This is a genomic window from Palleronia pontilimi (assembly GCF_016412875.1).
Lineage (GTDB): Bacteria > Pseudomonadota > Alphaproteobacteria > Rhodobacterales > Rhodobacteraceae > Palleronia > Palleronia pontilimi.
This window is the reverse complement of sequence record NZ_JAEKPD010000010.1, coordinates 29,062-42,463: the sequence shown is the minus strand read 5'-3', so window position 1 is coordinate 42,463 and position 13,402 is coordinate 29,062. Positions and strand designations below refer to the sequence as shown.

Annotated in this window: 18 protein-coding genes; 12 read left to right on the top strand and 6 right to left on the bottom strand. The window is 64.6% G+C overall.

What is annotated here, in order from left to right; all coding sequences use genetic code 11:
• Positions 1-37 precede the first annotated feature (37 nt).
• The gene (locus ILP92_RS11640) at positions 38-571 is read right to left on the bottom strand and encodes a gamma-glutamylcyclotransferase (RefSeq protein WP_235971367.1); all 534 of its coding nucleotides are present in this window, start codon (positions 569-571) and stop codon (positions 38-40) included.
• A 76-nt stretch (positions 572-647) separates the two neighbouring features.
• Between ILP92_RS11640 and ILP92_RS11635 the strand changes: the two genes are divergently transcribed.
• Positions 648-1,622, top strand: coding sequence for a DUF2125 domain-containing protein (locus ILP92_RS11635; RefSeq protein ID WP_198916571.1), 975 nt, complete (start codon positions 648-650; stop codon positions 1,620-1,622).
• A 15-nt stretch (positions 1,623-1,637) separates the two neighbouring features.
• On the opposite strand, the gene ILP92_RS11630 is transcribed toward ILP92_RS11635, so the two are convergent.
• On the bottom strand, positions 1,638-2,399 hold the full coding sequence (locus tag ILP92_RS11630; RefSeq protein WP_198916570.1) for an NAD kinase: 762 nt from the start codon (positions 2,397-2,399) through the stop codon (positions 1,638-1,640).
• 169 nt (positions 2,400-2,568) lie between these two features.
• Between ILP92_RS11630 and glyA the strand changes: the two genes are divergently transcribed.
• Together glyA and ILP92_RS11620 are read left to right on the top strand one after the other, a co-directional pair.
• On the top strand, positions 2,569-3,864 hold the full coding sequence (gene glyA / locus ILP92_RS11625) for a serine hydroxymethyltransferase (protein WP_198916569.1): 1,296 nt from the start codon (positions 2,569-2,571) through the stop codon (positions 3,862-3,864).
• A complete protein-coding gene (locus tag ILP92_RS11620; RefSeq protein ID WP_198916568.1) occupies positions 3,864-4,607 on the top strand; it encodes an alpha/beta fold hydrolase in 744 nt (247 codons plus the stop codon). Before glyA ends, ILP92_RS11620 begins: the two co-directional genes overlap by 1 nt.
• 43 nt (positions 4,608-4,650) lie before the next feature.
• Here ILP92_RS11620 and ILP92_RS11615 read toward each other — a convergent pair whose 3' ends face one another.
• Positions 4,651-4,878: a hypothetical protein gene (locus tag ILP92_RS11615; protein ID WP_198916567.1), complete on the bottom strand. Its 228-nt coding sequence runs from the start codon at positions 4,876-4,878 to the stop codon at positions 4,651-4,653.
• A 180-nt stretch (positions 4,879-5,058) separates the two neighbouring features.
• Here ILP92_RS11615 and ILP92_RS11610 point away from each other — a divergent pair, with 180 nt between their 5' ends.
• The 4 genes from ILP92_RS11610 to ILP92_RS11595 all read left to right on the top strand — a co-directional run bounded on the left by ILP92_RS11610 (position 5,059) and on the right by ILP92_RS11595 (position 6,739).
• The gene (locus ILP92_RS11610) at positions 5,059-5,202 is read left to right on the top strand and encodes an entericidin A/B family lipoprotein (RefSeq protein WP_198916566.1); all 144 of its coding nucleotides are present in this window, start codon (positions 5,059-5,061) and stop codon (positions 5,200-5,202) included.
• A gap of 50 nt (positions 5,203-5,252) precedes the next feature.
• Positions 5,253-5,609 (top strand): hypothetical protein, encoded by a 357-nt coding sequence (locus ILP92_RS11605; RefSeq protein WP_198916565.1) that lies wholly within the window; start codon positions 5,253-5,255, stop codon positions 5,607-5,609.
• A 195-nt stretch (positions 5,610-5,804) separates the two neighbouring features.
• Positions 5,805-6,083 carry a hypothetical protein gene (locus ILP92_RS11600; protein WP_198916564.1) on the top strand — a complete coding sequence of 93 codons (279 nt, stop codon included), beginning with the start codon at positions 5,805-5,807 and terminating at the stop codon, positions 6,081-6,083.
• Positions 6,080-6,739: a hypothetical protein gene (locus ILP92_RS11595; RefSeq protein ID WP_198916563.1), complete on the top strand. Its 660-nt coding sequence runs from the start codon at positions 6,080-6,082 to the stop codon at positions 6,737-6,739. The genes ILP92_RS11600 and ILP92_RS11595 overlap by 4 nt, the downstream gene beginning before the upstream one ends.
• 187 nt (positions 6,740-6,926) lie before the next feature.
• Here the strand turns inward: ILP92_RS11595 and lepA are convergent, their stop codons facing one another.
• Positions 6,927-8,729 (bottom strand): translation elongation factor 4, encoded by a 1,803-nt coding sequence (lepA, locus tag ILP92_RS11590; RefSeq protein ID WP_198916562.1) that lies wholly within the window; start codon positions 8,727-8,729, stop codon positions 6,927-6,929.
• A gap of 226 nt (positions 8,730-8,955) precedes the next feature.
• Here lepA and ILP92_RS11585 point away from each other — a divergent pair, with 226 nt between their 5' ends.
• Together ILP92_RS11585 and ILP92_RS11580 are read left to right on the top strand one after the other, a co-directional pair.
• Positions 8,956-9,222: an acylphosphatase gene (locus ILP92_RS11585; RefSeq protein ID WP_198916561.1), complete on the top strand. Its 267-nt coding sequence runs from the start codon at positions 8,956-8,958 to the stop codon at positions 9,220-9,222.
• 124 nt (positions 9,223-9,346) lie between these two features.
• Complete coding sequence (locus ILP92_RS11580) at positions 9,347-9,646, top strand: hypothetical protein (protein ID WP_198916560.1); 300 nt, start codon at positions 9,347-9,349, stop codon at positions 9,644-9,646.
• Here the strand turns inward: ILP92_RS11580 and ILP92_RS11575 are convergent.
• Positions 9,634-10,080: a low molecular weight protein-tyrosine-phosphatase gene (locus ILP92_RS11575; protein ID WP_198916559.1), complete on the bottom strand. Its 447-nt coding sequence runs from the start codon at positions 10,078-10,080 to the stop codon at positions 9,634-9,636. The genes ILP92_RS11580 and ILP92_RS11575 overlap by 13 nt on opposite strands.
• Positions 10,081-10,275: 195 nt before the next feature.
• Between ILP92_RS11575 and ILP92_RS11570 the strand changes: the two genes are divergently transcribed.
• From ILP92_RS11570 to ILP92_RS11560, 3 genes are all read left to right on the top strand, one after another.
• Positions 10,276-10,971 (top strand): NAD-dependent deacylase, encoded by a 696-nt coding sequence (locus ILP92_RS11570; protein WP_198916558.1) that lies wholly within the window; start codon positions 10,276-10,278, stop codon positions 10,969-10,971.
• A gap of 141 nt (positions 10,972-11,112) precedes the next feature.
• Positions 11,113-12,246, top strand: a complete 1,134-nt coding sequence (locus ILP92_RS11565; protein ID WP_198916557.1) for a DcaP family trimeric outer membrane transporter — start codon at positions 11,113-11,115, stop codon at positions 12,244-12,246.
• A 181-nt stretch (positions 12,247-12,427) separates the two neighbouring features.
• The gene (locus ILP92_RS11560; RefSeq protein ID WP_198916556.1) at positions 12,428-12,967 is read left to right on the top strand and encodes a hypothetical protein; all 540 of its coding nucleotides are present in this window, start codon (positions 12,428-12,430) and stop codon (positions 12,965-12,967) included.
• A 146-nt stretch (positions 12,968-13,113) separates the two neighbouring features.
• Here the strand turns inward: ILP92_RS11560 and rpmB are convergent, their stop codons facing one another.
• The gene (gene rpmB / locus ILP92_RS11555) at positions 13,114-13,401 is read right to left on the bottom strand and encodes a 50S ribosomal protein L28 (RefSeq protein ID WP_198916555.1); all 288 of its coding nucleotides are present in this window, start codon (positions 13,399-13,401) and stop codon (positions 13,114-13,116) included.
• Between the last annotated feature and the right edge of the window lies 1 nt (position 13,402).

Sequence of the window (13,402 nt, the reverse complement as noted above, 5' to 3'; positions counted from 1 at the left end):
CGCAGCATAAGACAGTGGCGGTTGGGTGAAAAGCGCCCTAGCGCAACGCCGCGACCCGCTGGCACAGCCAGTCCAGATCGCTGTCGCCGATGCCCAGCTCGTTCAGATGCGCCGCGGTTTTCGACAGGTATTCGTGGTTCGGACCGCGCCCGCCCACGGCCTGAGCGATGACCTGCGCCTGTTCTTCGAGATCCAGGTGGCAATATTGCTCGTGCGCGGGATCGATCACGTAGGCCAGCGCACGAACCTGCCGCCCATCCTCGAGCGACAGGTCCACCAACCGCTCGAGATACGCGGACGAGATCAGCTCGCGCGCGCGCAAGGCCTGCAAGGTCGCGTCCTCGTGGCCCGCCTCGACCCGCAGTCCCAGGCCCTTGCAGCTGTGCCCGTCCGCCGGGTCCAGCGCCAGGACCAGTCCCGGATCGTCGACCGAGCCGCGATGGTGGATCGAGCGCATGCAGAACGACCGGCGGAAGCCCGCCAGGTGCGCCACGGCCCGTTCGGCCACCGGGAATTCCGGATTCCAGACAAGCGAGCCGTAGCCGAACACCCACATCTCGCTGACGTCCATATCTGGTATGCTGTTCATGGGCGCTGTAGACACGATGACAGGCCCGAGGAAAAGGCCCGCAACCGAAAGATACCCCATGAAGAAGCTGATCATCGTCGTCATCGCCGCCGCCATCGTGTGGTCGGGCTACTGGTTCGTGGGGGCCCATTTCCTGAACAACGGTCTGGCCCGGGGGCTGGACGACCTGCGACGGGCCGGCTGGACGCTGAACGAGCCGGATTACAGCGTGCGCGGCTTTCCCAACCGATTCGACACGACCTTCAGCGATGTCGACGTGGTCAGCCCCGACGGCACCGCGATCCAGGCGGCCTTCTTCCAGATCCTGGCCCTGAGCTACAAGCCGAACCAGATCATCGCGGCGCTGCCGCCGCGGATCACGATGCAGGGCCCGGCGGGCGAGGTGACATTCACCAACGAAAAGGCGCGCGGATCGGTCACGCTGCAAACGGCGCCGTCGCTGCCGCTGGACCACGCGACCTTCGTCATCGACAAGCTACGCGTGGACACCGAAAGCGAAAGCCTGTCAATGGACCAGCTTCGCGTGGCCACCCGCATTCCCGAAGGGGCGCCCGACGCGCGGCATCAGAATGTCGGCGTCATCGCCGCGAACGTGGCCCTGCCCCGCCCCATGCAGGAACGGCTGAGCGCCAAGGGCCTGGGCGAGGTCGAGCAGATCCGCCTGGACACCACGCTGGATTTCGCCGCCCCCATCGACCGGACCGCGCTGGAAAGCCTGCCGGTGGTGGACCGGATCGACCTGCATGACCTGTCGTTCCTGTGGGGCGGGATCGAGCTTTCGGGCAACGGCCTGCTCGAGGTCGGCGCCGACGGACGGCCGCAAGGCACGATCGACCTGCTGATCGAGAACTGGCGCACCGCGCTCGATATCGCCGTCAGCATCGGCTTGTTCGCCGAGGACCGCCAGAGCCAGATCGAGCGGGTCCTGAGTTTCTTCGGCGATGGCGACGACCTGGAGGTGTCCTTGGACTTCAGGAACGGCCTGACCATGCTCGGACCGCTTCCGATCGGCCCCGCCCCCCGCCTGCGCTGACGTACGGCGCGCGGATCAGGTGAACTGCTCCTGCAGCAGCCGCTCTTCCAGCCCGTGCCCGGGATCGAACAGGATGGTGTGGGTGATGGACGGCTCGATCTGCACCGTCACCGATGCCACCTCGCGCACCGACAGGCCATCGGCATCGGCCATCACCGGCCGCTTGCCGCTTTCCAGCACGTCGAAGCGCACCCGCGCCGACTTGGGCAACAGCGCGCCGCGCCAGCGGCGGGGCCGGAAGGCGGCCATCGCCGTCAGCGCCAGGACATCCGCGCCGATGGGCAGGATGGGCCCGTTGGCGCTGTAGTTATACGCGGTCGAGCCCGCGGGCGTCGCCACCATCGCCCCGTCGCAGACCAGCTCGTCCATGCGCACCTTGCCGTCCACGCTGATCCTCAGCTTCGCGGCCTGGGGACCCGCGCGCAGCAGCGACACTTCGTTGATGGCCAGCGCATCGAAACTTTCGCCGCCCGTGGTCGTGGCGTGCATCGACAGCGGGTTGATGGTCGCGGTTTCGGCCGCGTCCAGCCGGGCGCGCAAATCTTCCTCGTGGAACTCGTTCATCAGGAAGCCGATCGTGCCGCAATTCATGCCATAGACCGGCGCGGGCAGATCCTGGGTGTCGTGCAGGGTCCGCAGCATGTGCCCGTCACCGCCGAGCGCCACGATCACGTCGGCCTTGGCCTGCGGCACCTGGCCATACCGCTTGGTCAGCCTTTCCATGGCGGCCTGCGCGATTTCGGTACGGCTGGCCACGAAAGCGATCTTGTCGTACATTGAAGACCTTCTGCCCCCTGCGTGCCGCGCCCAACGTGACCGGATCGGCACGGCTTGACAAGCGTGTGTCGGAGGCCCGCCGGACATGCGTCGCTTATGACCCTTCCCGAGGGTCGGATGATACGGTATGCCGCCCGCAAATGCTGCCAGCACAGGAAGGAATTCCGCCATGAACGCCCCCCACCGCGACGAAGGGTTCTTCACCAAGTCCATCCGCGACACTGACCCCGAGCTGTTTTCCGCCATGGAGCAGGAGCTCGGCCGTCAGCGCCACGAGATCGAACTGATCGCGTCCGAAAACATCGTCAGCCGGGCCGTGATGGAAGCGCAGGGCAGCGTGCTGACCAACAAGTACGCCGAAGGATACCCCGGCCGTCGCTATTACGGCGGCTGTCAATATGTCGATATCGCCGAGAACCTGGCGATCCAGCGCGCCAAGCAGCTATTCGGCTGCGGCTTCGCGAACGTGCAGCCCAACTCGGGCTCGCAGGCCAACCAGGGCGTGTTCACCGCCCTGCTGCAACCCGGCGACACGATCCTCGGGATGAGCCTCGATGCCGGCGGCCACCTGACCCACGGGGCCAAGCCCAACCAGTCGGGCAAGTGGTTCAACGCCATTCAATACGGCGTTCGCGAAAGCGACCTGCTGCTTGATTACGATGCGGTGCAGGCGCTGGCGACCGAACACCAGCCCAAGCTGATCATCGCGGGCGGCTCGGCCATTCCGCGGATCATCGACTTCGCCCGGATGCGCGAAATCGCCGACAGCGTGGGCGCCTACCTGCTGGTCGACATGGCCCATTTCGCGGGGCTGGTGGCGTCGGGCGACTACCCCTCGCCCTTCCCCCACGCCCACGCGGCGACCACCACGACCCACAAGACCCTGCGCGGCCCCCGCGGCGGCATGATCCTGACCAATGACGAAGCGCTGGCCAAGAAGTTCAACTCGGCCATCTTCCCCGGTATCCAGGGCGGCCCGCTGATGCACGTGATCGCAGGCAAGGCCGTCGCCTTCGGCGAAGCGCTTCATCCCGGCTTCAAGACCTACCAGCAGCAGGTCATCAAGAACGCCCAGGCGCTGGCCGACCAGCTGATGAAGGGGGGCCTCGACATCGTGACCGGCGGCACCGACACGCACCTGATGCTGGTGGACCTGCGTCCCAAGGGCGTGAAGGGCAACGCGACCGAAACCGCCCTTGGCCGCGCGCACATCACCTGCAACAAGAACGGCATCCCCTTCGACGACGAGAAGCCGACGATCACCAGCGGCATCCGGCTGGGCTCGCCCGCCGGGACGACACGCGGCTTCGGCGAGCCCGAGTTCCGCCAGATCGGCGACTGGATCTGCCAGGTCGTCGACGGGCTGGCCGCCCACGGCGAAGACGACAATTCCGAGACCGAGGCGCGCGTCAGGGCCGAGGTGACCGAACTCTGCGAGCGTTTCCCGATCTACCCCGACCTGTGATGCTGGAGCGCCGGACCGAAGGGACGGGCGGCACGCCGCTGCTGATCGCGCACGGGCTGTTCGGCTCGGCGCGCAACTGGGGGGTGATCGCCAAGCGCCTGTCGGACCGGGGCCAGGTCACGGCCGTGGACATGCGCAACCACGGCGCGTCGTTCTGGGACGACGACCATTCCTACGCGGCGCTGGCCGACGACCTGGCCGACGTGGTCGAAGACCAGTGGGACGTGCTGGGCCATTCCATGGGCGGCAAGGCGTCCATGGCGCTGGCGCTCAGGCACCCCGACAAGGTGCGGCGGCTGGTGGTGGCCGATATCGCGCCGGTTGCCTACGAGCATTCGCAGCAGCAATTCATCGACGCCATGCGGCGACTGGATCTCGACGGGATCGAAAGCCGCAAGGAGGCCGACGCGCGCTTCGCCGAGCTGGTGCCCGATGACGGCGTCCGGGCGTTCCTGCTGCAATCGCTCGATACCCAGAAGAAAGAGTGGCGCCTGAACCTGGACGCGCTGGACGCGCAGATGGACAGCATCGTGGGCTGGGACGAGATCGACGGACGCTTCGACCGCCCGGCCCTGTTTCTCAGCGGCGAAGACAGCGACTACGTGCGCAAGGACCACCACGACCGCATCCGCGACCTGTTCCCCAAGGCCCGCTTCGCGCGCATTCCCGGTGCGGGCCACTGGCTGCACGCCGAAAAGCCCCGCGCGGTCGAGGATTCGATCCGCGCCTTCCTGGACGCCTGAGCCGCACAAGGGACCGGACCACCGGCCCGATCCCCCCTGCTCGTTATTTCTGAGCGTTCGCGTCGTTGGACTTTCCGGGCTTCGGGCTCGGGCCCTTGCCCTTGCCACGCGTGCCGCCCAACGTCTGGGCCGCCGCGGCGGTCTCGGATCCGGCATTGGCGCCGGGGGTGCCGTCGGCGCCCTGCGCCTGGTCGTGGCCCTTGGCGAAGGCGGTGCCGGTCAGCGCAAGGCTGGCAGTCAGGGCCAGGGCGGCTTTGGTCATCGAAGTCATGGTCGTCTCCCGTGATGTTTACGTTTCGTGTGACAGTCACGGCGCCGATGCAGATGAAGTTTCACGCCGGGGCCCAAATTGTGTCGCAGGCGGAAACCGGCGCGGATGCCGCGCCGCCGGAACCCAACGCCATGGCGCGCGGTTGGGCTGGGTCACGCAACACCACCTTCGGAGAGTCCCATGACCCCGCTTCACCACACCATCGTCCTGATCGCCCTGCTGGCCCTGACCGGCTGCGAAACCGTAGGCGGCGCGGGACAGGACCTGCAAAGCGCGGGCCGCGTCGTCCAGGGCGCGGCACAAGACGTGCAGGAAGACCTGTAAGTTCATAGGGCGCGGGCCGTTCGGACCTGCGCCACAGTAAAGGAAGACCCATGTTCACTGCACGCAACGTCATCGTGGCCGCCATCGCCGGTATCCTGGGATGCATCGCCAATTCCATCGCCATCACGGTCATGGCGGGGGCCGAGCTCATGCCCCTGATCCTGTCGGCGGGGCGCGAGTTCTGGTCGGTGGTCTTCGCCCTGGCCCTGATCCCCATCTTCGCCCGGATGAGCGGAGCAGCCGCCTGGATCACCGGCTTCGTGGTCCTGAACGCGCTGGCGTCGCTGTCCGCGAAACTCATCTGGGGCGCAGGCGCACCGTGGAGCTTCGTGCTGACGGTGAACGGAGCCTACGCGATCGTGGCGGTGGCGGTGTATGCGGTGGGGCGGGAGAAGGCGGTCCGCTAACGCAGCAGGGTGCGCATTCATGCGCACCGTGGTAAGCGGCTGCGGTCAGCGGGCGGTTCGCCGTGAATTCTCACCCTACGCTTGCTGTTTGAACTATATGTGTCCGTGCAGTTCATCCTAAGTTAGCTTATGCGCTTGAAACTGGTAGCGTGATGTATCACAATCTCAGGAAATCGCGCATGTGGGGATTATTAGTTGTCCGATAAAGACTTAGCAGAGGGCATGGGGCCTCGGCACGTTGAAGTGCAGCAAGTCTACACAAATGGCTTCAACCTCGCTGGTTCGCTTTCGGATATGAACCTTCTTCTTATGGTTGATGGGGTTCCTCACACTCAGATCCACATGTCGTTCACGACAGCCAAGACATTGATGGTCGAAATTACTGCAGCCTTAACCCAGATCGAACAGCTCACGGGAAATAGGATCATGCCGATGGAAACTCTTCGCGATGCATACGATGGCACGAAGAAATGAACAAAGCAGTCTTTGCATCATTAGAATCGAACTCACCCTCAAAGGTCCAAAAAGCCGTTGATAGGGTTCTTTCTTTCTATAACAGACCTGATGGCTGGCATTATGGTAAAGGGCACGCCGCCACGATTGCGTCTGTTAACTCAGCACTGCGTGTCGTAAGCACAATGAACTCCATGGAACTCGATACGATTGAGGTCTTTCCGAGAACTGATGGTGGAATTGTCGTAAGCGGTATTCGCGGCGAACAGGTCGTCGATTTTGCAGTTTCCGCCGATGGAATTATTGATGTTTATGAGGAACGTGATGACGAGGACCTCCTCATCCGAGAGAATGCAGATTATGCCTTCGTCAGAAGGTATCTTGAGGACCTAGGATGGAAGGAGAGTGGATTATCAGGCTATTTCATCCAGACCACTTCAGTCATGCGCGTGGCAGATTTAATAGCACAGCAATCTCCACCTCCCGCGATGGATTATCGGTTATCGATGAAACCTGCGCGCACCGCGAAAGCAGTTCCGTATGCGAGCACTGTCGAAAGTGCTATTCCCCTAGAATATCCGGAGAGCCAGCAGTCTTCGCGCGGATTGAACTTGCCCGGTTCTACGGGGCAACGTTCGTGCGTGATGAATCGGAAGGTGACAAGTGCCACTATCTGACGAATGGACTCCCGAGAAAGTTCGACAGTAGGTTTGTTAAGACTCTCAAGATCGAAGAGCTTCGAATATGCGATACAGATGGTGAGCGTGAGCTTACGTATGAAGACATATGTAGACAGAACCCTCGGGAATAATTACGAAGTCGACTGCTTCTAAGACTGTATGTTGATACGGTTAATGCTGATTACTACCCATCCATCTTCAACGCGTTAATAAACGCCTCCTGCGGGATCTCGACCTTCCCGAACTGGCGCATCTTCTTTTTGCCGGCCTTTTGCTTCTCCAGCAGCTTCTTCTTCCGGGTGGCGTCGCCGCCGTAGCATTTCGCAGTCACGTCCTTGCGCATGGCCGACAGGGTCTCGCGGGCGATGACGCGGCCTCCGATGGCGGCCTGGATCGGGATCTTGAACATGTGGCGCGGGATCAGGTCCTTCAGCTTCTCGCACATCGCACGGCCCCGCCCCTCGGCCCGGTCGGCGTGGACCATCATCGACAGCGCGTCCACCGGCTCGTCGTTGACCAGGATCTGCATCTTCACCAGCTTGTCGGGCCGGTAGCCGATCATCTGGTAGTCGAACGACGCGTAACCCTTGGTCACCGATTTCAGCCGGTCGTAGAAGTCGAACACCACCTCGTTCAGCGGCAGGTCATAGACGACCATCGCCCGCGTCCCGGCATAGGTCAGGTCCATCTGGATGCCGCGCCGGTCCTGACACAGCTTCAGCACGTCGCCCAGGTATTCGTCGGGCACCAGGATCGTCGCCTTGATGCGCGGCTCTTCCACGTGGTCGATGGTCGACGGATCGGGGAAGTCGGCGGGGTTGTGCAGCTCGGTCATGGTGCCGTCGCGCTGGTAGATGTGATAGATCACCGACGGCGCGGTGGTGATCAGGTCGATGTCGTATTCCCGCTCCAGCCGGTCGCGGATCACCTCGAGGTGCAGCAGGCCCAGAAAGCCGCAGCGGAACCCGAAGCCGAGCGCGGCGGAGGTTTCCATTTCCGAGGTGAAGGACGCGTCGTTGAGGGCGAGCTTTTCGATGGCATCGCGCATGTCCTCGAAGTCGTTGGTGTCGACGGGGAAGAGGCCGCAGAAGACGACGGGGACGGAGGGCTTGAAGCCCGGAAGCGGCGCGGCGCAGGGGCGTTTTTCGTGGGTGATCGTATCGCCCACGCGGGTGTCGCGGACCTGCTTGATCGACGCGTTCAGGTAGCCGATCTCGCCCGGGCCCAGCTCCTTCACCGGCGTCATGGCGGGGCGATAGACGCCCACATCGTCCACGTCATAGGTCCCGCCCGTCTTCATCATGCGGATGCGGTCGCCCTTCTTCAGAACGCCGTCGATGATGCGGACGATGACGATGACGCCCAGGTACTGGTCGTACTTGCTGTCCACCAGCATCGCCTTCAGCGGCGCGTCCCGATCCCCGCCATGGGGCGGCGGCAGGCGCGTGACGATGGCTTCCAGCACCTCCGGAATGCCCAGGCCGGTCTTGGCGCTGATCTCCACGGCGTCGTGCGCCTCGATGCCGATCACGTCCTCGATCTGGGTGCGGACGCGGTCGGGCTCGGCCGCCGGAAGGTCCACCTTGTTCAGGACCGGCACGATCTCGTGGTCCGCCTCGATCGCGGTATAGACATTGGCCAGCGTCTGCGCCTCGACCCCTTGGCTCGCGTCCACCACCAGCAGCGAGCCTTCGACCGCCTTCATGGATCGCGACACTTCATAGGCGAAGTCCACGTGGCCCGGCGTGTCGATCAGGTTCAGCACGTAGGTGTGGCCGTCACGCGCGGGGTATTCGATCCGCACCGTGTTGGCCTTGATGGTGATGCCGCGCTCGCGCTCGATATCCATGGCGTCGAGCAGCTGCTCTTTCATGTCCCGCTCGGCCACGGTGCCGGTAAGCTGGATCAGCCGGTCGGCCAACGTGGATTTCCCGTGATCGATATGCGCCACGATCGAGAAATTGCGGATGTATTTGAGGTCGGTCATGGGGCAGGATATGGGGCGGTTTTCGACGCTTGTCCATGGGGCGGATCGGACGCCGCGCCGCCCCGGAAACGCGCCGGTCACCCCGCAGGTCGGGCCGCACCGAGCCGATGACACGCGATCGACGCAATTGCGTCGCTAGACGACATGGACACCGGGCACACATATCTGGTGTGTTGACGCCAAACGCGATCCGCGTTCGGTTACGGCATTGGCGGGGAAACAAATCATGGCCGAAAGATTGCTGATATCGGGCCGGGTGCAGGGCGTGGGCTTCCGCGCCTTCACGCAAGGGGTCGCGCGCGATACGGGCGTGCGGGGCTGGGTGCGCAACCTGGCCGACGGCCGGGTCGAGGCGCATCTGGAAGGCGACGGCCCAGCCTGCGCCCGCGTGATTACCGCGCTGCAGACGGGGCCGCGCTTCGGGCGGGTGGACGGCATCGAGCGCGCCGAGGTGGCCGACACCGGTGTGGCAGATTTCGAGATCCGGCGCTGAAATCTTGCGGCCCGGCCAATTCGTGATTTGGCTGCCCCGGATTTCGTGATAGCGTAACCGCGTGGCAAAGACCGCAGGATCCGGGACAAACCCGGGCGACGGTCCCTATCGAAAGGCAGTATCGATGAAAAGATTTGCGATGATCGCGGCGCTGGTTTTGTGCGGCGCAGGCACCGCGCAGGCGGGCGTGATCGAACGGGCGTGTCTGAAATCCGACCGCCAGGCGGCCAACCGGTCGCTCTGCGGCTGCATCCAGCAAGTGGCGGACGTGACGCTGACACGGCGTGACCAGAAGCTGGCCGCGACCTTCTTCCGCGAGCCGCACCGCGCACAGGAAGTGCGCCAATCCGACAACCCCCGGCACGAGACGTTCTGGAAGAAATACCGCAGCTTCGGCTCGACCGCCGAGAATTACTGCAGCTGAGCGATCAGCCCGTCCGCGGCTTTCTCGATCAGCTCCAGCGTGGTGTCGAACCCGCCCGTGTAATACGGGTCGGGCACCGTGTCCTGGTCCGTTCCGGCATAGGGGGCCAGCAGCCTGACCGGCGTTGCGTTCCCGTCGGGGCGGATCGCCTCGAGATCGCGCATGTTCGTGGGATCGGCGGCCAGGATCAGGTCGAAGCGCTCGAAATCGTCGGGCGTGACCTGCCGCGCGCGCAAATCTCCCATCGCGTAGCCTGACCGTTCGGCCGCCCGCTGCATGTCGGCATGCGGCGGATCGCCCACATGCCAGGACCCGGTGCCCGCGCTGTCCACCCGCGCGTCGATGCCCGCCGCGGCCAGCTTGGCGCGCAGCACCGCTTCGGCCGTGGGCGAGCGGCAGATGTTGCCGAGGCAGACGATCAGGATCCGGGTCATGTCAGCACCCCCCTTCCTTCCACGGCGCGGCGACGGATCCCATGCACGACCGCCAGCGCGCAGAACCAGACCACACCCGGTCCGGCGATACTGCCGGGTGCCCGGGTCGCCCTGCCCCCCACCCACTGATCCCACGGTGTTTTCATCGTCCGCCCTCGCGTCGTATCGTCCCCCTTATAGCGGGGAAAAAGTGGCATGGGCAAAATCGTGGTTCTGAGCGGAGCGGGCCTGTCGGCGGAAAGCGGGCTGGGCACCTTCCGCGACGCAGGCGGGATCTGGAGCCGCTATGACCTGAACGACGTGGCCACGCCCGAAGGCTTCGCCCGCGACCCAAGCCAGGTTCACGCCTTCTACAACGCGCGGCGGGCCAACCTGGCGGGCGCCCGGCCCAACGCGGCCCACGCCGCGCTGGCGCGACTGCAGGCGGCGCGCGGTGCCACGCTGGTGACGCAGAACGTGGATACCTTGCTCGAGCAGGCGGGCGCGAACGATGTCCTGCACATGCACGGACGGCTGGACCGGGCCAAATGCGCGGCCTGCGGGCACGATTGGGACGCGCCGCTGGCCATGCAGGCCGAAGATCCCTGCCCCGCCTGCGCCGCGCGCGCGACACGCCCCGATATCGTCTGGTTCGGCGAGATGCCGAAAGAGCTCGACATCATCGAGGCGCGCATCGCCGCGGCCGATCTGTTCGTGGCAATCGGCACCAGCGGCACGGTCTATCCGGCCGCGGGGTTCGTCGACATGGCGCGGGCCTGCGGGGTCGCCACGCTTGAGCTGAACCTCGAAGCCTCGGGCAGCGTCTTCGACCGCGGCATTTACGGCCCCGCCAGCGAAATCGTGCCCGCCTGGGTGGCCGACACGCTTGGCGATGGCACGGCAAAGGTCTGAAGGCCGGACGCCCTGATTTCTGGCCACCCGTTTCAGTTGAATTAGGTGTTTACCCGGATGTCGGCTTTTCGGCAGCTCCGCGTTCTGCGGTGCCCGGTCCGTTCGGGTCGGGCGACGCGCCTTTGCAGAAGGATATTGATGATGAAATCCACGAAATTTTACCTCGCACTTCCGGCCCTTGGACTTGCGGGCCTCGGCCCTGCCCACGCCCAGTCCGATGCGGAACGCATCGCGCAACTAGAAGCGCGCGTCGCGACACTGGAAGCCAGCGGCGGCGGGCTCAGTTTCGGCAACTCGACCACGACGGTCGACTTCTACGGCTACGTGAAGGCCGATTTCATCTTCGATTTCGGGGCCGAGCTGGGCAACACCACCTTCGGTCTGGTGGGGCTGGACGGCACGCAGGACGACGGCGATTTCTTCAATGCCACCATCAACCAGACGCGGCTGGGCTTCCGCACCACAACGCCCACGCAGCTGGGCGAACTGGGCACCCAGCTCGAGATCGACTTCTACGGCGCCAGCGGCGCGTTCGGCACCGGCGGAAGCACCGAGCCGCGGGTGCGCCACGCCAACATCACGCTGGGCGGGCTGCGCGTCGGCAAGTACTGGACGACCTTCATGCCGCTGTCCTCCTATCCGATCACGCTGGATTTCCAGGGCGTCGCGGGCATCCCCTTCGCGCGCCAGGAACAGATCCGCTACGGGTTCGATTTCGGCGAAAGCTACACCGCCGAGATCGCGCTGGAAGACCATAACGGCGACAGCGACAGCCCGGTGCTGATCGGCGCGCTGGCCTACGACACCGACCCGCTTCTGCTGCGCGCCTCGGCCATCGTGGGCGAGGTCAATGACGGGCTGGGCGGAACGGAAGGCGTCCACGGCTTCAACCTGTCCACGACCGCGTCGCTCTGGCAGGGGGCCACGTTGGACGCGTCCTATACCTACGGCGAAGGCATCGCGTCCTACCTCGTGTTCCTTGGCGATGACGTGGATTCCGACGGCGACGCGATCAAGGTCCAGTCGGCCTATGTCGGGCTGGCGCAAGAGATCGGCGAGAACTGGACCGTCCGCGGCATTTACGGCTGGCGCGAAAACGACAGCGGTGCCGCAGGCGACACCGAGACGCTGCAATCGGTCCACCTGAACGCCGAATACCAGATCGTCGAAAACGCCACGGTCGGGATCGAGTATTTCCACGGCGAGCGCGACACTTTCGGCGGCGGGAGCTTCGACGTGGACCGGATCCAGACGTCGTTCCAGGTCAATTTCTGACTAGGATATCGCACAACGGGCGGCGGCAATCGATGCGTCGGTTGCCGCCCAGTATGGCCGATCGTGATCCCGGGCCGAATGGCTTTGGTAGAATCGCGCTTCGGATGTAGTATGGCGTCTCTACCGCCGTCGTGCGGTTGGCCGATGGCGATAGTGTCACTCTGAAAAGGAGAACACTGCCATGAGACGCTTCATACTTCTTGCCACAGCCGGGGCCTGCCTGCTGCCCGGCCTTGCGGGCATCGCGCGCGCCGCGGACGTCACTGCCGACGAGCTGATGGACCGGCTGAAGGGCGTCGCGCCCGAAGCCGTCTTGGAATACGCGACCCTTCTGCACATCCCCGCCGAAGGCGACCCCCAGGTGGTGCAGGAAGGCACCAATGGCTGGACCTGCATGTATCCCGGGACCGATCCCATGTGCGCCGACGCCCAGGCCGTTTCGTGGGCGCAGGCCTTCATGGGTCAGACCGAGCCGCCCGAGACCGTCGGTTTCATCTACATGCTGCTGGGCGACGAGGGGGCCAGCAATATCGACCCATATGCCGCGGGCGAGACGGCCGACAACCAGTGGGTGCAGACCGGCCCGCACGTGATGATCGTGGGGGCGGGTGCCAGACCTCTCTACGACACCTATCCGCAGACCGTGCCGGACGAGGCAGGGCTGCCTTGGGTGATGTGGCCCGATACGCCCTACGCCCACCTGATGATCCCGGTCGAATGACCCCCGACGCCGGAATCGCGCCATAGAAAAAGGGCTTGCGCCCGGCGCAAGCCCCATTCCGCGGGCCAAGTGCCCCTAGGTCTCAAATGCGCTCGACGAAGGATCGGCGGGCGGTGCCGGACCCTGTCGGTCCGGGCGGAAAGGGATCAGGCCTCGGCCTGCGCCTTTTCGATGTCTTTCTTGATCTTCAGCGCCGATGCCGACAGGTCGGCGGGCTTCGCCTTAGCCATGAAGCCGTCCAGACCACCGCGGTGGTCGACGGTGCGCAGGGCCGAGGCCGAGATGCGCAGCTTGAAGGTACGGCCCAGCGTCTCGGACATGAGCGACACGTCGTTCAGGTTGGGCAGGAAACGGCGACGGGTCTTGTTGTTGGCGTGGCTGACATTGTTGCCAGTCATCGGGCCTTTGCCGGTCAGTTCGCAAACGCGCGACATG